General features: G+C 51.7%; 22 protein-coding genes. 5 read left to right on the forward strand and 17 right to left on the reverse strand.

Features of this window, described 5'->3' with window-relative positions; translation table 11 throughout:
• Positions 1-49: 49 nt before the first annotated feature.
• From JQC72_RS11275 to JQC72_RS11305, 7 genes are all read right to left on the reverse strand, one after another.
• Positions 50-607, reverse strand: coding sequence for a thioredoxin family protein (locus JQC72_RS11275; protein WP_205495717.1), 558 nt, complete (start codon positions 605-607; stop codon positions 50-52).
• Between the two features lie 378 nt (positions 608-985).
• Positions 986-1981, reverse strand: a complete 996-nt coding sequence (locus tag JQC72_RS11280) for a YncE family protein (RefSeq protein ID WP_205495718.1) — start codon at positions 1979-1981, stop codon at positions 986-988.
• 115 nt (positions 1982-2096) lie between these two features.
• Positions 2097-2798 (reverse strand): YiiX/YebB-like N1pC/P60 family cysteine hydrolase, encoded by a 702-nt coding sequence (locus JQC72_RS11285; protein ID WP_205495720.1) that lies wholly within the window; start codon positions 2796-2798, stop codon positions 2097-2099.
• Between the two features lie 286 nt (positions 2799-3084).
• Entirely contained in the window at positions 3085-3579 is a 495-nt protein-coding gene (gene mobB / locus JQC72_RS11290) for a molybdopterin-guanine dinucleotide biosynthesis protein B (RefSeq protein ID WP_205495722.1), read from the reverse strand.
• A 287-nt stretch (positions 3580-3866) separates the two neighbouring features.
• Entirely contained in the window at positions 3867-5240 is a 1374-nt protein-coding gene (locus JQC72_RS11295) for an ABC transporter substrate-binding protein (RefSeq protein WP_205495725.1), read from the reverse strand.
• Positions 5241-5252: 12 nt separating this feature from the next.
• Positions 5253-6089 (reverse strand): carbohydrate ABC transporter permease, encoded by an 837-nt coding sequence (locus tag JQC72_RS11300; RefSeq protein WP_205495726.1) that lies wholly within the window; start codon positions 6087-6089, stop codon positions 5253-5255.
• Between the two features lie 347 nt (positions 6090-6436).
• The gene (locus JQC72_RS11305; RefSeq protein ID WP_205495728.1) at positions 6437-6856 is read right to left on the reverse strand and encodes a DoxX family protein; all 420 of its coding nucleotides are present in this window, start codon (positions 6854-6856) and stop codon (positions 6437-6439) included.
• 761 nt (positions 6857-7617) lie between these two features.
• Here JQC72_RS11305 and JQC72_RS11310 point away from each other — a divergent pair.
• Positions 7618-7938: a hypothetical protein gene (locus tag JQC72_RS11310; RefSeq protein ID WP_205495730.1), complete on the forward strand. Its 321-nt coding sequence runs from the start codon at positions 7618-7620 to the stop codon at positions 7936-7938.
• A 265-nt stretch (positions 7939-8203) separates the two neighbouring features.
• Here JQC72_RS11310 and JQC72_RS11315 read toward each other — a convergent pair whose 3' ends face one another.
• The 7 genes from JQC72_RS11315 to JQC72_RS11340 form a co-directional block, all read right to left on the reverse strand.
• Positions 8204-9091, reverse strand: coding sequence for a carbohydrate ABC transporter permease (locus JQC72_RS11315; protein ID WP_205495732.1), 888 nt, complete (start codon positions 9089-9091; stop codon positions 8204-8206).
• 95 nt (positions 9092-9186) lie between these two features.
• Positions 9187-9699: an adenine phosphoribosyltransferase gene (locus JQC72_RS11320; RefSeq protein WP_205495733.1), complete on the reverse strand. Its 513-nt coding sequence runs from the start codon at positions 9697-9699 to the stop codon at positions 9187-9189.
• Positions 9638-12064, reverse strand: coding sequence for a single-stranded-DNA-specific exonuclease RecJ (recJ, locus tag JQC72_RS11325; protein ID WP_205495734.1), 2427 nt, complete (start codon positions 12062-12064; stop codon positions 9638-9640). The genes JQC72_RS11320 and recJ overlap by 62 nt, the downstream gene beginning before the upstream one ends.
• Before the next feature lie 53 nt (positions 12065-12117).
• Entirely contained in the window at positions 12118-13023 is a 906-nt protein-coding gene (locus JQC72_RS11330; RefSeq protein WP_205495735.1) for a cation diffusion facilitator family transporter, read from the reverse strand.
• A 71-nt stretch (positions 13024-13094) separates the two neighbouring features.
• Positions 13095-13994 carry a protein translocase subunit SecF gene (secF, locus tag JQC72_RS16580; protein ID WP_335342449.1) on the reverse strand — a complete coding sequence of 300 codons (900 nt, stop codon included), beginning with the start codon at positions 13992-13994 and terminating at the stop codon, positions 13095-13097.
• Entirely contained in the window at positions 13984-15225 is a 1242-nt protein-coding gene (gene secD / locus JQC72_RS16585; RefSeq protein ID WP_302104794.1) for a protein translocase subunit SecD, read from the reverse strand. Before secD ends, secF begins: the two co-directional genes overlap by 11 nt.
• A gap of 405 nt (positions 15226-15630) precedes the next feature.
• Positions 15631-15963: a post-transcriptional regulator gene (locus tag JQC72_RS11340; RefSeq protein ID WP_302104795.1), complete on the reverse strand. Its 333-nt coding sequence runs from the start codon at positions 15961-15963 to the stop codon at positions 15631-15633.
• Positions 15964-16133: 170 nt separating this feature from the next.
• Here JQC72_RS11340 and spoVB point away from each other — a divergent pair, with 170 nt between their 5' ends.
• Positions 16134-17693 carry a stage V sporulation protein B gene (gene spoVB / locus JQC72_RS11345; RefSeq protein WP_335342450.1) on the forward strand — a complete coding sequence of 520 codons (1560 nt, stop codon included), beginning with the start codon at positions 16134-16136 and terminating at the stop codon, positions 17691-17693.
• Here spoVB and JQC72_RS11350 read toward each other — a convergent pair.
• A complete protein-coding gene (locus JQC72_RS11350; protein WP_205495737.1) occupies positions 17690-18376 on the reverse strand; it encodes a DUF421 domain-containing protein in 687 nt (228 codons plus the stop codon). The two genes, spoVB and JQC72_RS11350, sit on opposite strands and share 4 nt — an antisense overlap.
• A gap of 219 nt (positions 18377-18595) precedes the next feature.
• On the opposite strand from JQC72_RS11350, the gene JQC72_RS11355 reads away from it, so the two are divergent.
• Both JQC72_RS11355 and JQC72_RS11360 read left to right on the forward strand, forming a co-directional pair.
• Positions 18596-18991, forward strand: coding sequence for a TIGR04086 family membrane protein (locus JQC72_RS11355; RefSeq protein ID WP_205495738.1), 396 nt, complete (start codon positions 18596-18598; stop codon positions 18989-18991).
• Between the two features lie 115 nt (positions 18992-19106).
• Positions 19107-19946 carry a phosphatase PAP2 family protein gene (locus JQC72_RS11360; RefSeq protein ID WP_205495740.1) on the forward strand — a complete coding sequence of 280 codons (840 nt, stop codon included), beginning with the start codon at positions 19107-19109 and terminating at the stop codon, positions 19944-19946.
• Between the two features lie 70 nt (positions 19947-20016).
• On the opposite strand, the gene JQC72_RS11365 is transcribed toward JQC72_RS11360, so the two are convergent.
• Complete coding sequence (locus JQC72_RS11365; protein WP_205495742.1) at positions 20017-20367, reverse strand: hypothetical protein; 351 nt, start codon at positions 20365-20367, stop codon at positions 20017-20019.
• Between the two features lie 240 nt (positions 20368-20607).
• Positions 20608-21552, reverse strand: coding sequence for a metal ABC transporter substrate-binding protein (locus tag JQC72_RS11370; RefSeq protein WP_205495744.1), 945 nt, complete (start codon positions 21550-21552; stop codon positions 20608-20610).
• 424 nt (positions 21553-21976) lie between these two features.
• Here JQC72_RS11370 and JQC72_RS11375 point away from each other — a divergent pair, with 424 nt between their 5' ends.
• Positions 21977-22822, forward strand: a complete 846-nt coding sequence (locus JQC72_RS11375; protein WP_205495745.1) for a TIGR03943 family putative permease subunit — start codon at positions 21977-21979, stop codon at positions 22820-22822.
• Position 22823 lies beyond the last annotated feature (1 nt).

The raw sequence follows: 22823 nt of genomic DNA on the forward strand, positions 1-22823 counted from the left end.
TACCCGAGAATCCCCCGCCTCTAAGCGTTAGCGTAGGCGGAGGGAGTGTTCAATCTTTCCATTTGATATTGCATCCGATGCTGGGTTTTTGTTTCACTGTGATCGGCTCGTTTCGAAGCAAGCTGTCCAAGGCGGAGCGAATGGATTCGCCGGTGACGGGGATGTCATTGCCGGGGCGGGAATCGTCCAACTGTCCGCGGTATACGCATTTCAAGTCCCGGTCAAAAATGTAGAAGTCCGGTGTACAAGCCGCTTGATACGCTTTCGCAACCTCTTGGGTTTCGTCAAAGAGATAAGGGAACGGATATCCCAGCTTTTGGGCAACTTCTTTCATCTTTTCAGGAGAATCTTCCGGGTATTTTTCCGCGTCATTGGCGTTAATGGCGATAAAGGAAATGCCTTTGGGGATATAATCGTTGGCCAGTTTGACCAGTTGATCTTGCACGTGCTTGACGTAGGGACAATGGTTACAGATAAACATGATTACGGTGGCGATTTCCGACTTCAATTCGTCCAAGGAAACGTTTTTACCGGAAACGACATCGGGCAGGGTGAAAGAGGGAGCTTTTGCCCCGAGCGGAAACATGTTGGATTCGGTAAGCGCCATGGCTGATCCTCCTTTTGATCATTTCTTCAACCTATCGTGACTTGCCCCACACGGCTGAAGCACCGGAGGAGCTCTCTTCTGTTGCCGTGGGCCTGTTTCATCCGGAGTGGCAGCCCACATTCATCCACGAAGGCTTCGTCCAGGCCTGGGTAATTTTTGTAACGAATTTTCGCTCGTATAGTAGTTTAGGTGTTTTCGCAGTTCTCGACTCCATTGTACCAAAATTCTGTTGGTCTTGCGATCAGGACAAAGCCCTCCTGCGTCCGACGCTTGCTTTCATCCCGACCCTGAAGGGCCGGGTTGCTCTTTATACATTCACTTGGTGATTGAACCCCGATTGAGATATTGGGGAATGACCACCACCGAAGCGTTCACTTTCTACCTCTCCGCCACTTCCAAATCCTGCACCAGGGTATCGCGAATCACAGGCAAATCCCACCGTCTCTCCCGTTTCCAGTCTTTGATGGAATACACTCCGATCTCCCCGCCTTTTTCCCGCGAGTGCGATTGGGTGAGAACATACAGCTTGCCGTTCGCCTCACTCACCTTATAGATGGGTTGGGGAAGCCGTATCGTACCCGTGACCCGAAGGGTGGCGGCATCCAGGATGCTGATCCGCCCTTTTGAACCCGCATGCGTGACCAGGATTCGGTCTCCGTCCGGCAGCAGGTATTGGGGTTCGGCAAAGGGAAGCGTCACGTAACGCACCTGCCAGTTCTGCTGCTCCACCACGGCAATCCGCCCGCCTCCGCTCCTCGATGACAGCAGGACTCGACCGTCCGACAGAAGAATGTCATCCGCTTCACCCGTCTCCAGCGGGATCTCCCGCTTCATCTTGCCCGTTTTCCGGTCCAACACGTACAAGAGGGACTTTTTGGCGCTCACCAGGTCGGCGAACACATACACCCTTTGCTCATCCGCCTCCAAGACGCGGAGGAAACCGTCCAGTTCCACATGGTAAGTACGTCCCTCTTTCTTCAAATCTACCTCCAGTGTATTGGTATGGAGCCCGCTGTTGTATGAGGCCAGCAGGATACCGGGCTTAGAAAGGACATCAATCGGAAACGGACGGACGCTTTCCTTTGTCTCCTTGCCCTCCCTGGTGATTCGTATCCACCCTTGACCGAACTGCACGGGCAAGAGCCAGTCCCCTCTCTCATCCGGCACGATCCGGAAGATGCCCATTTCGTTGAAACGTCGGCTGCCAACTCGCTCTCCGCCTTGATCAAACATGACCAGTTCGCTGTCTTTACGGAGCGCATCGGTATAGATCACACCCACCTCCGCCCGGTCAAAACCCGGGTCACCCCAAGCACAGGAGGTCTGTGACAACATCAGGATGATCACCATGAACCGGGCAAACCAGCTGTTCATGCACACACCTTCCTCCAACAAAAATGCGGAGACACACTCCGCCGAATTCGCTTGGCATTTCTCTCATCTGACCATGACCGCTGTGGCCGTGTCATGTCCCAACCGGCTTCCGATCTTATCCCTGGCTGTAGAAGACGATGGTATAAGGGCTTTCGAGCAGGTCCACCGGCCAGACAGCACCGCCGTCATTGAGCTCCCATCCCTGGTTGTACCAGGAGCGCCAGACCAGCTGGGAGCAGTAGAACGAACTGGTGGTGGTGATGTTGAAAAAGTTGTAGTTGTACGGAAGACCGATCTGGTTTCGGGAATAGGAGGCGGAGTAAGCGTAGTTGGAATCATACGCGCCGGACACCCACAACCCCCGCACATGGTGATACCGGGTCGCCCAGTCGTTGGGCCAGTGGCGTACGCCGTTCAGGTCACCCTTGTTGCCGAAGCTCTCCACCACATAGCCGGAGACATCCGACACCACACCTGCGTGCCCGCCTGCCCAGGCCGAAGAGCCGGAGCTGGTGCCGTCCAGGGTCACCAGTATGTCACCAGCGGTTCCCACCGCACTTGCTATCGCACCTATTTGTTGACGCTGAAGTACTTTGTTCGAATCCAAGTTCCGTTTCCGGGATTCCTCCCGCACTTTTTGGATATCAAACACCTTGGACGGCTGAATCAACTCCCTCTCCGTCTTTGCCTTGGCCTGTTCCACGTCCTTCCATTGTTCTGCAGACAAATCGGTCACACCTGCCGCAGCACCCTGCGGTACCCCCACTCCCAGCCCAACGGTCAAAACAACGAGCGCCAACCACCATCGGAAACGCATCGCCACCATACCTCCCTGATCCAATTTTCAGAAATATATTTTCTGTCCGGTGCAAAAATACACCTTTTGATTTTTTGTAAAGAAATCCTGATCGAAATCCGAACATTGATTCCCGTCTCCATCACTTCCACACGGTACAACCCACCGTTCTGCTTGCGGAACTGCACATGCCGTTTGAGCGGAATCTCTCTCACGAAGGTAAAAATCCATCCTTTTTCTCTCATCCCTTTAACCCGTCTGCCATGGAATGCAAAAAAATCCCTTCCACATGGAAGGGATGGTGGGATCACGCTTGATTCAACCAACGGACCAAAGCCGCTTCCATACCGTCCACATCGTCGACGGCGTACAGCGGATACGGACAGTCGTCGATCGGAAACCAGCTGACCACCGCCTGGATGTTGTGCAACTCCCTCAACAGCGGGAAATCTTCCTCCCGGCGAAGGACGACCCATTTTGGCCAACCCGCCCGCTTGAATCCTTCCACCAGCACGAGATCACACGCAGAGTAAAAGGGCAACAGCTCTTCCACCTCCAATGTCCGCGGAAAACACACCACCGTCTGATTGGACGCGCTGATCGTCACGATGTCCGCCCCGGCCTCTCGGTGCCGCCACGTGTCCTTGCCCGGCCGGTCCCATTCCATGGTTTTCCCGTGGTGCTTGATTGTCCCCACTTTCCACCCGTGTTGGCACAATCGCTCGATCAGACGGGTGATCAGAGTGGTTTTGCCGGAGTTGGAATACCCGACGACGGAGAGTACGGCAGGTTGTTGATTCATCTGATATCGCCTCTTTTTGTCGAACGTGTTGGTTCCATTGTACGGCATGGAAACGCTGTTGTCATTCCCGGAGGGCAGGGCAGAAAAAGCCAAGCGGTATCCGTTCGCCCAGTTTGTTGACAAAGTCTGCGTGCTCCGATCTCCCGTTTCGCTCCGGAACGACAGCCAGGTCGCTTGACAGGAAAGAAAGAGGGCTCCGCTTCTCTGAAAGAGATTGACCGTTTTCCCACGAACCACCTCACAGCATTGCAGGAGAGCAGAAACACGACTCACCCGAAACCACCTTGTCAACGCCCCTGTTCCTCGGCCCATTGTTCCATTCGCTGTTGCAACTGGTCAATCTCTTTGTTCAGATCGACCCGCTTTCCTTGCTGCACCTGGGATAACACTTTGCTCACCCAGGGGACCAGGATCGTTTTTTGGTACGGCATATCCATCAACCACGGCGTAGTGGTATTGGTTTTGGCATTTTGAACGTAGACGGGCACATAGGGATCGTCTTTTCTTTGGAAATCAAAGGGCTGAACGCTGGGCGGAACCATTTCATTTTCGTATTTGAACTGCTGAATTTGGGGGCCTGAGAGGAATTTGACCACTTCCCACGCCGCCGCCGGGTTGCGCGTTTTGGCTGAGATGCACCACGGCGTCGTGCTGATCGGCGAACCCAAGCCATCCGGTCCCTTGAAGTTGACACGCAGGGAAAAGCGTTGCAACAAACGGCTATCCTTTTTCCCGACATATTGTTTCCACGGTACTTCCATGTTGGGGTTTTCCAGCACGATCGCATGCTGATTCCGGTCGGTAAACAGGTTTTCCTGTCCCTGGCTCACCAGGAATCCGGGATGAACATAGGGGGTTGCCGCCATCATCCACTGCACGCTTTTGACAAATGCGGGATGGTGAAAGTGGAAATTCAACGTGTGCGGTCGGGAGACGTCACCGGTGACCACCTCGTTTCTCCCCCCATAATAGCTGATCAAGCTTTCCAACAGTGTGGAGGTGCGCCAGACGCCGTCCCAGTAGAGGCCGTAGGTTTGTTCACCCGTTCGTGGATTTTTCCCCGTCATACGCTTCGCTTTCGCCAATACTTCTTCGGGTGTGGGACGGGTCGACAGCGGTTCGACCCCCCAATCGCGGAACAGTTGATTGTCCACCGTGATCAGACGCGAAAACGCCCCGGACGGCAGTCCCAACGTATTTTTCCCCGTACGGTCTTTGATCAGTGGCAAAACCGACCGCTGATAACGTGAGGAAAGCCGCAGCGTGGTGTCTTGCCGGAGCAGATCATCGATCGGGCGGATCAGTCCCTGCTCATAAAAGGCGCGAAACTGCGGGAGATAGAACACATCCGCCTGCCCGCTCATCAGCATGGTTTGCTGTTTGGTGTTGTAATCCTGCCACGGTATGTTGATGAATTCCACCTGCAAATTTGGATGTTTTTTCAAAAAGGGTTTCATCGCGGTCTTCAGTCCCGGCATTTTGGCTCCCGTCACCGGATCCGTGTAATCGTCGATTTTAAAGTCGATGGTGTTGACCACCACTTTGCCCTCCAACCGGGCCGGATCTCCGCTTACTTTCCAGTCTTGGGAGCCTGAGCAAGCCGTCATCACCGTCAACAGCACCGCAAACCACCCGCCGAGAAACCAACGTTGCCGTCTCATTCCGCATCCCCCTCATTGCTTGATCCCGGAATAAGCGATACTTTTCACCACATACCGCTGTAACAGCAGATACAAGACCAGCACCGGCAACAAACTGAGTACCGCCACCGCCATGTGAATGGCGGGCAAAATCCGCTGACCGCTGTCATGCACAAACATCGCCACCCCGATCTGCACGGTATACCAGTCCGGATGACTCAGCATCAACAACGGCCACAACACGTCATTCCAAGACCATAAAAACTGCAGGATCACCAGTGTGGCGATAACCGGTCCGGACAGCGGAACATAGATGCGCCAGAAAATGGTCCATTCGGATGCGCCATCCATTTTGGCCGCATCCCGCAATTCCGCAGGTAATGTATCCATGTACTGCTTGACCAAAAACGTACCGACGACCGCCGCCAATGACGGCAAAAGAAATGCCCACAACGAATTGGTCATCCCCCATTCATTCAGCAGCAGAAACGAGGGAATCATCGCCACTTCCGGCGGGATCATCAACGTTCCCAATGCAAACAGAAACAACCCTCTCGCACCGCGGAAACGCAGCAGGGAAAACGCATATCCCGCCATCAATGCCGACAATACGGAAACCGATACTTCACACAATGCAATAAGAAAGGAATTGAGAAAATAGCGGGCCAGCGGTACATTGGCAAACGGAATGACATAGCTTTTCCAAGTCGGCTCCTCCGGAATCAATCGCGGCGGAAACGGCACCTGCGTCATCGCCTGACCGTCCAAACTGGTGGACACCATCCACAGGAACGGAACCAGCATGATCCCCGCCCCGATCGACAACAACACCATGACGCACCATTGACCCCAAGTGGTTTGACGAAACATGGTCCCCCTCCTCTCATGAAAGTGGTTAGTCCATTGTATGGGCTTTCCGCAATGGTTATGTGCCCGCCACACCGGGTGATTGCCGGACTCGGCGGACATAAAAAACCGGTTCCTCGATGGAACCGGTGAGACTACTGACATGTGGCGAACCATTCACGATTTCAGGTGAGGCGCTTTCCTTTCCGCTCCTCTTGTCGGCAAGCTATGTGGTCAAATGCGGAAATACGACCACCCTCTTTTAGAGGAACAGTTCCGAATTTCCTGTCAAGCGCAGAGTTTCAGACGGGAAACCGAAACCCACCACTTTGGCAACAACCAAACCGGTTCTGCGATGGAACCGGTATTAGTCAGCTTGCGTCGGTAGGGTCCTCCTCCGATGATGCTTTTTTTGACCACAGCGAAGACAACGCCCATTTCCGACTGCCGCTCAGCGTCAGCACCAGACTGAGTCCCAACAATGCCAGATCCAGTTCGTATCCGCCGAAAAAGCCCGCTTTCCATTTGACTGTGGCGATCGCCCCCACCATCACCAATCCGACTGCCGCGGCTGCGATTTCCACCCACAATCCCACGATCAATAACAATCCGGCTACGGTCTCCACCACAGCCACGACATATGCCAACGGTCCCGGCAATCCCATTTGACCAGTGAACATCTGCGCCACTTGACCCAGTGCAAACATTTTTTGCAATCCATGTGCCAACATCACGATACCCAAAACGATTCGACCCAACAACAAGCCCCACTCTGTTCTTGATTGTGTCATGATACATCCTCCTCAGTTTCTTACTATATTCAATTTACTATTATATTTATAGCTACACGAAAAAGATGTGAACTAGATCACACCTGAGAAAAAAACTTTTTGGAAGGCGTTTTATCCAGAACCTGGAGTGAGATGTTTGTCGGGATCTTGTCCTGGTTCATCTCCCGCCAATGGCGATTGAATTGAAACCCTCTTTTTCCCCAACTCTTTCTTCGTGTAAAGAAGAATCTTCATTGATATGTTATCTATAAATCCTTAATATAAGGGAGAGATCAATATATTGACTAAGGAGCCGATGAAAATGGGTTTCTTTGAATCACTACATATCCTGTGGTTAACACCGGTTACGATCTTTTATTTCATAGCAGGCATTGGTCTTTTTAAAACGAGATTCAAAGAGACGATACTGAAATTTGTGAAAATCTCTTTCTATATTCTTCTCATCCTAACCATCCTATCCATTGCCACTTCACCGACGCACACAATAAAAATCATCATCCGTACATCGGCCTGTCTCGTGTTCTCGCTATATTTTTTTATTTTTCCTGCGGGGAACTATACACTTTCCACAGATCATCTGTGGGAAAAAAGTATGAAGTTTGCGAAACCCATATTCACCATCAGTCTCATCCTTCTTGTTTTGATTTATGCTCCCGCTGTCATTCATCGCCTCCTTGAAAGTATCTAAGAACGGTCGCGTAAGAAAGGGATGAAAGTTCATGTGGTTTCTCTCCATTGTCTTCATCCTTGGTGGATTTTTCTTGTTACTGATTTCCTTTTTCTTTATCCGATATATCATTCAACTATTTAAAAAGTATCAATATGTGATGCAGCATATGGTACCCACCGTGGGGGTTATCATTGATGTAAAAAAAGTGGAACTGGATGAACCGATGAAAGTCGGTTATCTTCTCCAAGGTGTCACAACTGTTGTCCATCATATTTATTGTCCCGTTTACGCTTATACCGATTTGCACGGAAATCATCGTTTGCTGGACACCGAAAAACAACGGACGGGGCTTTTCGATCAACGGCAGTATGTATTCTCCTATGGAGAAAAGACCGATTGTCGGGGAAAGTAAAACCATTCTTTATCGTCCTGATACCGGTGAACAGTACGTGGATACCGGGCTTCGGTCGGTTCGGCGAACATGGGGAATGGCAATCGTTTGTTTCTGTTTACTTGCGCTCGTTGCCATCTATTTTTTGTCGGCTGGAATCGCCGGTTTTTTCATTGATTCAACATCATCATAAAACCACGGATTTTGTACCTGATGTTACCACGTGCGTTAGACGGCTTTGCATACTTTGTCAGCAATTCTTTCGAACCGGATTACACAGACAACCCTATTCACGCCGTTGAAACCGGATCAGGCGAAAATGAGCCAACGTGAGCAAAAAGACGACAACAAACAACAAATACGCGGCGGCTGAAGCCTTGCCCAGCTCAAAGCTGTGAAAACCGACACGATAGATGTACAGCATCAATGTGGACAAACTCCCCCCGGGATTGCCCGCCTCGCCGCCAATCATCCATACGTCGTTGAATCGCCGCATGGCGCTGATCATGCCGGTGATCAGCAAAAAAACGAGAATCGGGCGGACGCCCGGCAAGGTTACGTGCCACCATTGTCGAAACGGTCCGGCGCCGTCAATCGAGGCCGCTTCATACAATTCGCCCGGCACCGACTGCAAACCCGCCAACACGATCAAGATAGAATATCCGATCCCATGCCATACGCCCATCAGAGCCACCGCCAGCTTGGATGTATCGGGATCGGCAAACCAACCCTGCGCCGGAAGACCCAATCCGGTCAGCACATAATTGATCAACCCTTGATCGGTGGGATAGAAAAGAAACTGAAAAACGACCGCCACCGCCACCATCGACGTGATGTTGGGCAGGAAATACACCGCACGGAAAAAGGTGCGGCACCATCGGGCCGAATGAATCCATGTCGCCAACACCAACGAACCGGGAATGCTGATCGCTATTCCCATCCCACCCAGAACCAGTGTGTTGCGCAGCGCTTCCCAGAAATCATCGTCCAGCAGCAGGTAACGGTAATTGTCCCATCCCGCCCACGTTTCCACCACCCCGTTGGTATGAAAAAAACTGAGTCTCAGGGATTCCACCAACGGATACAACCGAAACATCAACAATCCCGCCATCAGCGGCAGGATGAATCCCCATCCCGCGAGGTCTTCCAACCGAATTCGGCCTCGTTTGCCCATGACTTTCCGCTCCTTGACCTGTCCTTTTTTCTCATATGTATGGGCCATGACATGAAAAAAGCACCGGGAGATTCCGGTGCCAAACGGTTGACAACTCAATACCGAACCAAGGAGAACACGTCGATGCCTTGCAATTTTTCGCGACCGTTGAGGTAGGTCAATTCAATGAAAAACGCAGCGCCCACCAACTCGCCCTGGAGTTGTCGAACCAGGTTGATCGTGGCACTGATCGTACCGCCCGTGGCCAGGAGGTCATCCGCAACCAGTACGCGTTGCCCCGGCTGGATCGCATCCCGGTGGATGGCCAGTTTGTCTTTCCCGTATTCCAGGCTGTACTCGGTTTCAATCGTTTCCCCCGGCAATTTGCCCGCTTTTCGTACAGGTACGAAGCCGGCCCCCAATGCGTAGGCCAACGGCGCGCCGACGACGAACCCCCGTGCTTCCGGTCCGACAATCAAGTCGATTTGCTTGTCCTTCAGACGTTCCACCATGGTATCGATGGCTGCGCGGTAAGCCGGTCCTTCCTTTAACAGCGTGGTGATGTCCTTAAACCGAATACCCGGTTGCGGGAAGTCCGGAATGACGCGAATCTTTTCTTTGAAATCCATTTTCGTCTCCTCCTATTTTCAAGTCCAGTCCCAGAAGATCGAATACATAATGGCATAATTCCCGGTAGGAAGAATACACGAGTTGGCGCATCACGCGCTCTCGCTCGATCTGCCGCCGATAGGAAGCGGAGGTGTGGAGCGGTCGCTTGGCCGGTTGTGGCACGACCCGAAGATGATCCCCGCTGCCATCCACAAATTCCAGTTCCTGAAACACCCGCAACATGAAGGCGATCATCCGCCTGGAAAGACCGGTCAGCTTTTGAAGACGTTGTAAATCCCGCGGCAAACGAACTGACTCCACGCGCAACAACCAACCGTACAATTGTTTGAACCCTTCCCTGTCCGGGGTTTTCAACAGCACATCATCCATCCCGGCATCGCCGAACGCGAAATAAAAACGTTCCACATGCGAAAGTGTGTAAACGAGCCGTTCCCACGTCTGCAAACTGGGAGGGGGTTCCAACAACACCAACCGGCGAATCTCCGACCACCGCTCCGGTGCCGTCTGTGCTTCCTTCTCCCATTCGTCCCAGGATACCGACCAAGCCGTCGGTTGATCCGGAGCCAATGTCTTTTCAGGAGCGGAAGTCAGCAATAACGTGTACGGATCCGCAAGCAACCGATCCAGTCGATCCCGTTTGTCTCCGTTTCCCCGCCAATCGAAGATCTGGACGTGCGGAACGTGAACATCGCGAATCAACAGCTGAGGGGTTCGTTGGTTGTTCCACTCGTTGATCTGCAGTTCTCCCAACACCTCGATCCGGGCGTGCGGGGTGATTTCCTCGGCCAACTCCTTCATACGGAATCCCACCGCATCCAATGTACCGTTTCCGCCCGATAAAATCAATTTCACATGATTGCGGTCCGCTCCCATTAGTTGGATTTGGGACAAACCCGCTCCCGTGACACGAAACCGCGGGGTGGGATTCCCCACGCCGTACGGTGCAAGGTGCTCTAATTGTTCGATCAATTCCACGCTCACCTGATCCGGTGTCAGTTCGGATTCCACCCGGGAGACCGGAATGTAATCCTCCTCGGTCAGCCATTCGGCCGCCAGACGGTTCAGCCGCCGGTGCAATTCCGGTACGTCCCGGGCCGGAAGCGTCATGCCCGCCGCCATTTTGTGGCCGCCGAAATGAGGGAGCAGATCGGCGCACTCCGACAGGGCACGATACATGTCCAGTCCTTCGATACTGCGTGCCGAACCTTTGGCCATCCCCGTCTCCTCGTCGATACCGAGCACGATGGCGGGCCGGTAGTAGCGTTCCACCAACCGGGATGCAACGATACCGATGACACCGACATTCCAACCGGGTGATGCGACCACGATGAACCGGCGATGCGCTTCAGGGTCCGCTTCCACCATCGCCTGCGCTTCCGCAAAGATCTTCTCTACCAATTGTTGTCGTTCCCGGTTCATCTGATCCAGTTGATTGGCCAGCGCATAAGCGGTTTCATCGTCTTGCGTCAACAACAGTTCCACCGCATGCACCGCACTGTCCAGACGTCCGCTCGCATTGATTCTCGGACCGAGCGAAAATCCGACATGACCCGACCCCACCTCGCCGCGGATCCCGGAGACATCCATCAACGCCCGCAGGCCGACATGTCTCCGCTGGTTCATTCTACGCAAACCGCCGACAGCGATGATTCGGTTTTCATCCACCAATGGGACGAGGTCCGCGATCGTACCCAGTGCCGCCAATTCCCACACTTCTTCCGGCACTTCTCCCAGCAAAGCCTGAACCAATTTGAACGCAACGCCCACTCCGGCCAACATATCAAACGGATACGGGCAGTTCGGCTTTTTTGGATTGATCACCGCCAATGACTCGGGGATCACATCCGGAGGTTCGTGATGGTCCGTAATGATGAGATCCAACCCCAACTCCCGGGCATATGCGGCTTCTTCCACCGCACTGATACCGGTATCCACCGTAATGACCAAATCGACCTCATCCGCTTTGGCTTTGGCCAGCGCTTCCTTGTTCAACCCATATCCTTCACGAAAACGATTGGGTATGTAATAGTGTGCATCAGCACCCAGGCGCCGCAATACCGTCATCATCAAGGCGGTACTGGATATACCGTCTGCGTCGTAATCACCGTATACCAAGATTTTCTCATTTCGTTTCAGTGCTGTTCGGATGCGGTCCACCGCTTCTTCCATCCCGTCCATCAAAAAAGGATCGTGCAAATCGGAAGCGTCTGCACGTAAAAACCGCCGCGCAGATTCCACCTCGGTCAATCCCCGATTGACCAAGAGACGCGCGACGACCGGATGGACTCCAAGCGAGTCCGCCAAGGCAGAACAGCTGGCCTGATCCGCCTCCACGGTCAGCCAGCGTGTTTTCGGGCGCAGCATGGAATCAGGATCACCTCGCTTTGCGCTTCCATTATAGCACACCCCCACCGAAGTCATGTCTTCTTTTCTTCTTCGGAATAGGGATTGACATGTACCAGCACGTCGGAAACATGATCAAAGCGATCCATCAGCGTATGTTTGACCCGTTTGCCGATTTGATGTCCCTGTTCCACCGTGATCTGGGGATCTACCGCGATTTTCACGTCAACGATGACATAATGTCCGTGCTCTCTGGCGCGCAACTCGTCCACCCGCGTCACCCCGGGTACGGAAGCGGCCGTATCCACCAACTCCGCGGCATCCTCCTCGTGCAAAACGTGGTCCATCGTGGTGTGAATCGACTCTTTGGCCAACTTGTAAGCCATCAGCAAAACCAGAATGGATACAAAGATGCCTGCAACCGCATCCAAATAAACCAACGGGGATACACCCAGGCGAGCTCCCAAAATCGCGCCGCCGATTCCAAGCAAAGCGGCAAATGAGGAAAACACGTCGGAACGGTGTTCCCACGCGTTGACAATCAAAGCCTGCGAACCAATCCGTTGGCCCAACCGGTACTTGTAGCGAAACATCCATTCCTTGACGACCATGGAAACCACTGCGGCAACAGCGGCCCACCAACCGGGCGCCCGAGCGGGTACAAACAGCGACTCAAACGAGTCATACACCATCTGAAATCCCACTACGCCCAGCAGCACCGCGACGATAATCGCAGCGATGGATTCGGCTTTGCCGTGGCCGTAAGGATGATCTTCATCCGGCGGCAATTGCGCGGCCCGCACCCCGATCAGCACGGCGAGGGAACCGGCCACATCGGAGGCCGAATGGACAGCGTCCGCGATCAAGGCTTGACTCTGTGCCATCACGCCGATCATCCCCTTGAATAAAGCCAACAGCGCGTTTCCGATGATCCCGATCCAAGCTCCCTTTTCCGCTTGACGAAATTGATCCGATCTCATGGTGGAAACCTCCGAAAGAGATGGCCGCGGAATACCGCGGCCAATGGAAGTTTATGTGATTTCTTTCATTCTTATTCGGAAGCCGGGTTGGCCCGATTCATCGAGCGCCATTTCCAATCGAGCCAGATTTGGCTCGCGATGAAAATCGACGAATACGCGCCGAAAAGCAGTCCCAGCAACAATGCCAGTGAGAAGTAGAAAATACTTTCCCCTCCGAACAACAGCAGAGTGGCTGCACCGAACACCACGGTCAATACCGTGTTGATCGAACGAACCAGCGTTTGGTGGATGCTCTCGTTCACCACACGGGCCAGATCTTCGAACTTTTTGGGTTTATGCAGTTCCACGTTTTCGCGAATCCGGTCGAAAATCACGATCGTGTCGTTGACCGAATACCCGACGATGGTGAGGATGGCGGCCACGAACACCAGATCCACTTCCCACTGAAACAGTGAGAACAGCCCGATTACGATCAATACGTCATGCAACAGCGCCACCACGGCGGAAACAGCAAACCGATACTCAAACCGGATCGTCAGGTACAGGATGATTCCGATCGACGCGATCGCCACGGAGATGATCGCGTTTCGAACCAGTTCCTGCCCGATGATCGGATCCACCTTTTGCTCCTGAATGTCCACTTGTTTGCCGTACTTCTGCTGGAATGCCGTGCGTATCTTCGCCACCTTGTCGGGAGAAAGCACCTCATTGGTGCGAAACACCAGTACCTCTTTGTTGTTACCGGCCGCCCGCACATTGGCGTCCTTGTAACCCAATCCGGTCAACACCTTTTTGGCTTCCGTCAAATCATAGGGATGACCGATGCGAACATCCACCCGGGTCCCGGACTTGAAGTCGATCCCAAGGTTGAGTCCTTGCAGCAAGAACGATACCAAGCCCAGCAACAACAGCACACCGGAGATGAGATAAAACCATTTGCGACGTCTGACGAAGTCCAGTTTATAGTTCACCGATCTCACTCTCCTTCACACCAAACAACGCCGGGCTTTTCAGCACATTGGCCTTCAACAGCAGAGTCATCAGAATCCGTGCCAACGCCACCGCAGTGAGGAAGCTGACGGCGATGCTGACGATCAGCGAGACGGCAAATCCTTTCACGCCGGCAGTTCCGAAGTAGAACAGCACCGCAGCCGCCAACACGGTTGTGATGTTGGCGTCAAAGATGGTGAGGAACGATCGACGGGAGCCGGAACGCACGGAGGCGGGAATGCTTTTGCCCCGACGCATTTCTTCCTTGATCCGCTCATACATGATGATGTTGGCGTCCACCGCCATCCCGATCCCGAGTATGTAAGCGGCAATGCCCGGCAACGTCAACGTGACGTTCAACAAAGAGAAAGTCAACAATACCAGATAGGAATACGCCAGCAGCGTCACAACGGCGATCAATCCCGGCAACCGATAATAACCGATCACGAAAACAAAAATCATCACCAGCGCGATCAAGCCGGCGCGCAAGCTTTTCATCAGTGAATCCTGTCCGAGACTGGCATCCACGGAGTAGCTTTGCTTTTCTTTCAAGTCGACCGGCAGCGATCCGGCGTTGAGCAGATTGGCCAATGTTTTGGCCGACTCCGCCGTAAAGTTTCCCGTGATGATCGCTTTGCCGTTGGGAATCGGCTCATTGATCACCGGTGCATCCAGCTGCTGGTCGTCCAAATAGATCGGCATGGGTTGTCCAACATACTTCCGCGTCAAATCATAAAACTTCTGCGGATTCTTCAGTTCCAGCATTACGGCAGGCCGTCCACTTTGGTCATAATCCTGCGATGCACTGCCCTCCTTCAGGTCTCCCCCGTCCAGGAGCACTTTTTTTCCGGTAGGATCCCGGAATGTGAGACGGGCCGGTTTGCCCAGGATCTCACGCGCCTTCTCCTTGTCCTTCACCCCGGCCAACTGCACGCGAATCCGGTTGTTTCCTTCGATGGTGATGTCAGGTTCGGTCACACCCAACACGTCGATCCGGTTCCGCAGGGCTTCCGCCGCACTGGCCAACGTTTGCGGGGTGATCTTCTGTCCCTTTTCGTGGGGCTTCGCTTCGTACAAGACTTCGAAACCGCCTCTCAAATCCAGTCCCAATGTGATCCGATTGACGACGTCTTTCGTGGTCAGCGCCACCGTCGCCAAAACGGCGATCACCAAGAGGGAAAACCAAACGAGTTGACCCCAGCGAACCCTCATACATCCGATCCTCCTTCATTTGCCCAGACAACTATTCCCATTATCCCAACTGGATCGGGCCATGTCAATTTATCGTTCCGGGCCTTTTGCAGTTCTTTGATATGGACTGATTCCAACTTCTCTACAATAAGAACTCACCTCTATCATAAGAAACATCCCCCCTCAGCCAACTGAAGGGCGTGAATGTCTCTTTGTTGCAGAAACAACCGCGAGGTTGAAGGGATCAAACGGATTTAAGCATCCCGTCCACCAGAACTGCCTTCCGTCAAATCCGGCTTTCGATAAAGAAGTCAGAATCGTATACCCTTGACCTGAGATTTTCATTTAACCAATCCGTTTTTCTATATAATCGGCAAGAAAAAAACACCATCGGCAAATCCTTCCGATGGTGTCAAACACGTTTCCTCAATCACGCTTGTCCAGCGAATCCGATTTGTAAACGCTGATCATCAGCCAGTTCATGAAACGGGTAGCTTTCAGGGACAAAATGTCATTCACCAGGCGGTTCAAGCGCGGCCACCCACGCCGATAATTCTCGGAAACGCAAGCCCACACCTGTTCACCCGTCACATTTTCGTATCCGTACATCCGGAATTCTTCGGCTTTGCTGTTGCACAAATCCTCGATACACTGCATCAGCTCGGATTCGCTCAACAGCTCCACAGAGGACTTGGCTTTCCGGGTCACCGGTTTCAAAGATTGCCGCATGTTGACGCAGACCTCCTTCCACAGGCGCAATCGAAGGCCCTCCTACAGGGTGATTCGATCCCTTTCTATCAAAATCCTGCCGGAAAATCAACCGACGATTTTTAGTCATGAATCGATTGGACAAGGGCATAGGCTTGTATGGAAAAAAGTGTGTCTGGTTCCATCGATCAGACACATCTGAAAGAAAGCGGGGACCACAGGTGACCAAGCAGTCTTTTTTGCACGGCACCCTGATCCTGGTCGGTGCGGGGTTTATCACGAAAATCCTCGGATTTGTCTACCGGATTGCTTTGTCCCGTATCATCGGCGACGAAGGCATGGGCTTGTTCCAAATGGCGTTCCCGATCCTGCTGTTCGTGATCGTCCTCGCGACTGCGGGCTTGCCCGTGGCCATCTCCAAGCTGGTCTCGGAAGCCGAAGCCACCGGCGATGAAGAACGCATCCGCTTCATCCTGAGGGTATCGCTGGGTATCGTCATCGTCACCAGTATGGTGTTGACGGGAATGACGGTTCTGTTTGCACCGTGGATTGCCTCCCATCTCTTGACGGATGAGAGAGCCGTCTACGCTTTGACGGGGATCGCTCCCGTTATCCCCATCGTGGCGATCGCTTCCATCTTTCGGGGCTATTTTCAGGGACGCCAACAGATGAATCCGTATGCGGTTGCCCAGATCGTCGAGCAGATCGTTCGAATCGCCACGATTCTCCTGTTGGCGCAATATTTGTTGCCCTATGGTGTGGAATACGCATCGGCAGGCGCCATGTTCGGCATTGTGGCGGGAGAAGGGGCAGGTTTGTTCGTGTTGTTGCGCGCATTTCGCAATGATCCCCGGAGACCGCCGCTTCGCATGCGGATTGGACGGAAGGACAGCGTCGGCACCCTGAAACGGCTGAGTCGGTTGGCTTTACCTGTTACAGCCAGCAGAACGTTCGGTTCGCTTTCCTATGCGGTGGAACCGATTGTCGTCTCCCAGAGCCTGGCCATCGCCGGCATTGCAACCGCCACGGCGACGGCACTGTATGGACAATTGGAGGGAATGGCCATTCCGTTGGTCTATTTTCCGGCATTCATCACATATGCGCTGTCCGTTTCACTCGTCCCCGCCGTATCCGAAGCGGCGGCACGCGGACAGCGTCGATTGGTCGAACATCGTCTCCGGCAGGCGGTTCGGTTGTCACTGATCGTCGGCGCTCCTTGCGCGGTGTGGATGTTTGTATTGGCTGAGCCTTTGACACTCTTGGTTTACCACAACACAGAGGTGGCCCGCTTGATGCAGATTCTTGCCCCCTTCGCCGTCTTCCTGTACCTCCAGGGACCGTTGGCGGCTGTTCTGCAAGGGTTGGACAAAGCAAACGAGGCCATGCGCAATTCCATTTTCGGATCGTTGATCAAAACAGGATTGATTTTTCTGTTCGCCTCCCGTCCATCCCTCGGGATCGACGGAGTGGCACTGGCTATCAATTGTGGAATCGTCATCGTAACGTCGCTCCATCTCTTGAGCATCATGCGCCATATTCCGTTCACCGTGCATCTGAAGGGCTGGATCAAACTCACCGTCTGCATCGCCGGAATGGGGACAGTATCGTACCTGTGGTTGAATCACAGCATCGGTGCGTTGTGGTTGCGGTTATTGTCCACAGTTGGGGTGAGTGCCGGGGTGTACGGTGCACTCCTGATCCTGTTTTCGCTCATTCGCGGAGAGGATGCCCGACACTTGCCGGTGATCGGCAAATGGATGAACCGCCTTCTGCCGCGTTAATCCTTTTTGGGATCGATATAGAGCCGTCCCCGGTGATCGACGCTGGCGAAGAAAATCTCTTTGAAGTCCTTGTATCCGTACTGCTGAATTTGGTTTTTCAACCAAAAACGGTTTTGTCCGATCTGGTTCAATCCTTCTTCCTGTACCTTGCCATCCACAATCAACGTTACCGGCATCATAAACGGACGGAACCCCGCATTTTCATCTGCGTCTCTTTCTTCCCTTTTTTCCTCCGACGTGCGCGGGATGACGCTCAATTTCCCCGTAGTCTCCAAAATCGCAAATTCCACGTCGGAGATGTTGGATATGTTTTTCTCCCGCAACTGCGTCATGAGATCATCCAAATTGTATCGCTGTTTGGCCATTTCCTCTTCCATGATCTTGCCGTTTTTGATCAGGACAGAGGGTTGGCCGTCCACCAAATGACGCAGGTGGGTATTTTTCAATGAAAGATAAGAAAGTATCAGTTGTCCCAACAACAGGGTCATGATCGGAATCATGCCTTTCATCAACGGCACGCGGGTATCTTCAATGAAGATAACGGCCAAATCGGCAATCATGATGAACACAACCAGATCGAATATGGACAGCTTGCCGATTTCCCGCTTGCCCATCAACCGCATAACCAACAGTACCAAAAAATATGCGAATAATGAACGAAGAAACAGTGACCACCATTCCATGGCCGTGCCCCCTTTCTCCCGATTTGCATCCCGACTGGGGTTCCGTATCCTTGTGGCATTGGCCTTGGCGAGGCCTTCCAGGGCATGTTTGACCAAGATCGTCCGTCGCTTTCCCCACTAGTTTCGTCCAGCGGCACGAGATTTATGATGGCCGCACGATCATAAAACCATGAGAAAGTTCATACCCATGTACAAAATCGGACAATCAGGAGGATGGCCATGAAAACGCCCATGGTGGATCATTCATCCAAATTTCGCCTGCGCTCCCCCCTGTTGGCAGGGTTGCTTCTGATCTGGACGGTAGTGATCGCCGGATCGGTATTGGTCACGTTTTTGTTGCGCTGGACTTCCGTACAGGAATCTTCCCTGCCGTTGTTCACATACGGCATCAATGGCTTCGCCCTGATCGGCGGCGGTTGGCTTGCCGGAAGGAAAAGCAAGCGGAAAGGTTGGTTGTACGGGGGAATGACCGGTTTGATGTATGCACTCATCGTCTGGATGATCGCATTTCTCGCTTTTGATACCGCCATGCGTCTGCAACCGTTGCTGTTTACCGGAGCTGCGTTTGGATTAAGTGCATTGGGCGGCATGCTCGGCGTCAACTCCAGTCGATGACAAAATCAGAAACATCCGGTTTCAAGTGTGCACGCGCGGGGAATATATTCAAAAGCCCAACGCTTCGGTCTGAACGATGCCGGAGCTTTCCTTTTCATATAAAGGAGGGGAATCGGTGTTTCAGTCAGTCGAAACGATCATCGTAACCTGGATTGCATCTATCCTCCTCATCATCGGCTGGTGTCTTCGTTCCAATCCTTTCTCCGCCCTGCACGGCTTTGTCATCGATCTCTTTCGACAGAGGCGCCTGTTGATCCTTTTTGCGGGGGCACTCAGTGTATTGCTGCTCAACAAGCTGGAACTCTTGATCGAACCGCATATTCAGCAAAAAATCGATTTCACCCCGTACATTTTTGCCTTTGAAGGCCATGTGACGCCCTTGTTTCAACAAACATTGGCATCCCGGCCTCTCACCTACATCACCACCTATTTTTATGTGATTGTATTTGCGGCTGTGATGGTTGCTTCACTGGCCATCTACCATCGGGAAAAGGACTTCCGTTCGTTGTACGCGTTTTTGTATGCCATTTCGCTCAATTATTTTCTCGCGATCCCGTTTTTCCTGTTCATACCGGTGGAAGAGACATGGCACATGCATCCGGCTATACGATTCCTGATCCCAGACGTCTATCCGGCCTTTGAGGAACAATACCGTCATTTCTCCGGATTGGACAACTCCTTCCCCAGCCTGCATACGTCCATCTCAGTCATGATGGCCATGATCGCGTATCAGTCCAAAAATCGCCGGTTTGCCCGATTGACGATCGTTTCGGCCGCCGTCATTCTGTTTTCCATTTTGTATTTGGGTATCCACTGGATCATGGATTTGCTGGCCGGCGTCATTCTGGGCATCGTCAGCGCATCGCTGGCATTCAGATGGAGTGACTATACACTCGCTTATCCGTGGTATTTCCCGAACCGAAAAAAACCTGCTTCGGAACAGTCTTATCATTGAAGAAAAAAACAACACCCCCTCGACTTCTTCTTGATCGAGGGGATGTTGTTTTTTTAAAACGAGCTTCATTTTATCCTGATTGAACAGTGATCAATTCCACAGGCCCATGATCATCACAATGATCACCATGAACGTGATGAAGCCGACCATTTACCAGATAATCTGTATGATCACCATGAGGAACCATCTCGTGACCACAATCTTTATCATGGTTACAACCACAAGCAACAGGACGACATGTGTCCGGGTTTATATCAGATACATCAATTTTGCATTCATCCCAATGATCCCCATGTTGATGATGAAGATGGCCATCATGTACATAATCAACATGGCCTCTATGAAGGATTTTGGTATGACCACAAGATAAGCTGTGAATGTGTCCATGGTTTCCATGAACCTGATGCTCTAATTCACTCAAAGAAATTGCCCCCTTTCATTGATTATTCCTTGCCCATCACCAGTATCCTCTTTTGTCATGGAAACATGCATCAGCGTTGCACATGCATGCGCATAAGTGAACGACTGAACAAAAAATAGAGGTTGTGCTGGCCGGAATGGCATCCAAAGGCCAATATCTCCCCGGTTTGCAGAGAGTATGTTTCAACTCTGTATCACCGATGAATAGAAGGTTTCCTTCCAAGATAAGGGAGTATTGTTTTTAGTTTGGCTGAGCTTCCAATGCCTTCTCTAAACTCTCTGCGTTCTTTTTCATCATGGAGAAGTAATCCTCACCTCTATCTCGTTCTTTTTGGGTCAGTCCCTCCACTGGGTTCAAGGTTAACGATTCCGCGCCGATTTCCTTTTTGACAGCGTTAGCCGCTTTTCCATTGACCAGGGTTTCAAAGAGGATGTAGTGGATTGCGTGTTTTCGGGCGATATCTGTGATTTTCTCCAACTCCTTCGCAGTAGGCTCGTCTTCCGGTGACAGACCGGAAACCGGGATCTGCTCCCAACCATATCGTTTGGCTAAATACCCAAAGGCCGCATGAGAAACGATGAATTGATGTTTTGTCGCTCGGTTGGCGATTTCTTGAAAACGATGGTGCAAATCGTTTAAACCTGCCTCCAATCGTTTATAATTCGCTCGATAAGCTTTTTCGTGTTTGGGGTCGGCTTGGATCAAACCATCACGGATCGCTGCAGCTTGCTGCTTGGCCAAAACTGGATCCAACCATACATGAGGATCATACACCCCGTGGTCATGTTCCTCTTTATGTGACTCCTCCGACGGGTGCAACTGGATGGATCGAGTCGAATTTACAATCACTGTTCGTTTCGTATCCAAAAAGGGCTTAACTTTGTCGACCCAACCTTCCAATCCAGCACCGTTGTAAATGAATACGTCAGCTTCTGACAATCGGCTCATCTGTTTAGGAGAGGGTTCGAAATCATGCGGTTCCACTCCAGCCGGCACCATGTTCGTAACCTCAACATAATGTCCTCCGATCTTTTCCGCAAAATCCGCCAAAGGATAAAAGCTGGCATATACCTGGATTTTTTCTTTCTGTGAAGATTGGTCCCCCATTGCCGAAGTGGTACATCCGACGAGGAAGCAAATTCCCACCACAAGAAAGACAAACCATCCGTAGCGCAACAATTTCATATCCATTCCTCCATTCAAATACATACGATTAGTCAACCCTACTGGATACACAATGATTAAATCGTAATCATTATGATTTATATGAACTTATGATAAACCTATTCAACAGTTGTTGTCTACATAATCCGGAAGCCCTTTATGCATGAATTTTACCTATTAGTCGAAATTAGTCGAAGTGACCTTTTGATGTGGAATCCATCTGATGAGTATGTTATACTGGCCAATAAAGCGTAATTATTCGTATTTATGGAGACAGGATCAATGTTCAAATCGAGCGTATCCGGCGGAAATTGTCCCAGTACTTTCCCGCCTTGCTTCACCTATACTCTGCAAGAAAGCTGGTTATGGCCTCTCCGACCATTTCAGCGCCCTGAAAATGGGATGTACGATTGCGGGTGAGATCCCAAAGGTGAGGTGAAAGTGAATGAAGAGGAAACGATTTGATTTTGGAAGATTATTGCAAGCTGTGATTCTATTTGGTTTTTCGATCTATCTGATCAAGCTTTTTGGCACCGGGGAAATCCACAAATTAGTAGCCCCTCATATTGCAGCTTTATTGAAGCTGACACTCGGTGTCCTCGTTGTGATGACCTTGTATGCTCTGTTGACATTCTTTACGAAGCGGTCATCTTGTGAGTGTGACCATGATCATTCCCATCATCATGCGCATGATCATGGCCAATTGAATCCGGTGTCGCTTCTGTTAGTAGTCCCCGTTGTTCTGGGATTGTTAGTGCCTACTCAAGCATTAGGAGTCTCAAAGATGAAAAATGGTCTTCAAACGTTACCCAAAGTCGACTTATCAAAGGTTCCCCGAGAAGAGGCGTCGTATGTTACAAAACCTCCAAAACCCAAAGAAGGATCGGAATTGTCCTTAGCCGATGTGGCGGAAAATATCTTAATAGCACCAGAGTATTATTTTAATCGGAGGTTCAAATTTACTGGATTTGTTTATCATCCAGATGGTTGGCCGTCAAACCGCATGATCTTGTGCCGATACTTAATTGCCTGCTGTGCGGCTGATGCGAGTCCGATTGGAATTGCAGTAGAGATGAAGGACGCAGCGAAGTACAAAAACAATTCTTGGGTACATATTGAAGGGACGATATCAACACGGAAGATTCCTCAATTAGACCGCATTGAAGCCACCAATTGGTATTACGGTTACCCGGAAAAGCCCGTACTGTTCGTTCATACCATTAAACAAATTAAGGAACCCAAAGATCCTTATATCTATTTCACCGGACTGAATGTGACAGGGGGCAACTAAA

The sequence above is a fragment of the Polycladomyces zharkentensis genome (assembly GCF_016938855.1).
Lineage (GTDB): Bacteria > Bacillota > Bacilli > Thermoactinomycetales > JIR-001 > Polycladomyces > Polycladomyces zharkentensis.

What these genes read in the sequence shown, in the direction of transcription:
- JQC72_RS11275 (WP_205495717.1), bottom strand. Translation starts at nt 607, where the DNA reads ATGGCGCTTACCGAATCCAACATGTTTCCGCTCGGGGCAAAAGCTCCC.
- JQC72_RS11280 (WP_205495718.1), bottom strand. Translation starts at nt 1,981, where the DNA reads ATGAACAGCTGGTTTGCCCGGTTCATGGTGATCATCCTGATGTTGTCA.
- JQC72_RS11285 (WP_205495720.1), bottom strand. Translation starts at nt 2,798, where the DNA reads ATGCGTTTCCGATGGTGGTTGGCGCTCGTTGTTTTGACCGTTGGGCTG.
- mobB (WP_205495722.1), bottom strand. Translation starts at nt 3,579, where the DNA reads ATGAATCAACAACCTGCCGTACTCTCCGTCGTCGGGTATTCCAACTCC.
- JQC72_RS11295 (WP_205495725.1), bottom strand. Translation starts at nt 5,240, where the DNA reads ATGAGACGGCAACGTTGGTTTCTCGGCGGGTGGTTTGCGGTGCTGTTG.
- JQC72_RS11300 (WP_205495726.1), bottom strand. Translation starts at nt 6,089, where the DNA reads ATGTTTCGTCAAACCACTTGGGGTCAATGGTGCGTCATGGTGTTGTTG.
- JQC72_RS11305 (WP_205495728.1), bottom strand. Translation starts at nt 6,856, where the DNA reads ATGACACAATCAAGAACAGAGTGGGGCTTGTTGTTGGGTCGAATCGTT.
- JQC72_RS11315 (WP_205495732.1), bottom strand. Translation starts at nt 9,091, where the DNA reads ATGGGCAAACGAGGCCGAATTCGGTTGGAAGACCTCGCGGGATGGGGA.
- JQC72_RS11320 (WP_205495733.1), bottom strand. Translation starts at nt 9,699, where the DNA reads ATGGATTTCAAAGAAAAGATTCGCGTCATTCCGGACTTCCCGCAACCG.
- recJ (WP_205495734.1), bottom strand. Translation starts at nt 12,064, where the DNA reads ATGCTGCGCCCGAAAACACGCTGGCTGACCGTGGAGGCGGATCAGGCC.
- JQC72_RS11330 (WP_205495735.1), bottom strand. Translation starts at nt 13,023, where the DNA reads ATGAGATCGGATCAATTTCGTCAAGCGGAAAAGGGAGCTTGGATCGGG.
- secD (WP_302104794.1), bottom strand. Translation starts at nt 15,225, where the DNA reads ATGAGGGTTCGCTGGGGTCAACTCGTTTGGTTTTCCCTCTTGGTGATC.
- JQC72_RS11350 (WP_205495737.1), bottom strand. Translation starts at nt 18,376, where the DNA reads ATGGAATGGTGGTCACTGTTTCTTCGTTCATTATTCGCATATTTTTTG.
- JQC72_RS11355 (WP_205495738.1), top strand. Translation starts at nt 18,596, where the DNA reads ATGAAAACGCCCATGGTGGATCATTCATCCAAATTTCGCCTGCGCTCC.
- JQC72_RS11370 (WP_205495744.1), bottom strand. Translation starts at nt 21,552, where the DNA reads ATGAAATTGTTGCGCTACGGATGGTTTGTCTTTCTTGTGGTGGGAATT.
- JQC72_RS11375 (WP_205495745.1), top strand. Translation starts at nt 21,977, where the DNA reads ATGAAGAGGAAACGATTTGATTTTGGAAGATTATTGCAAGCTGTGATT.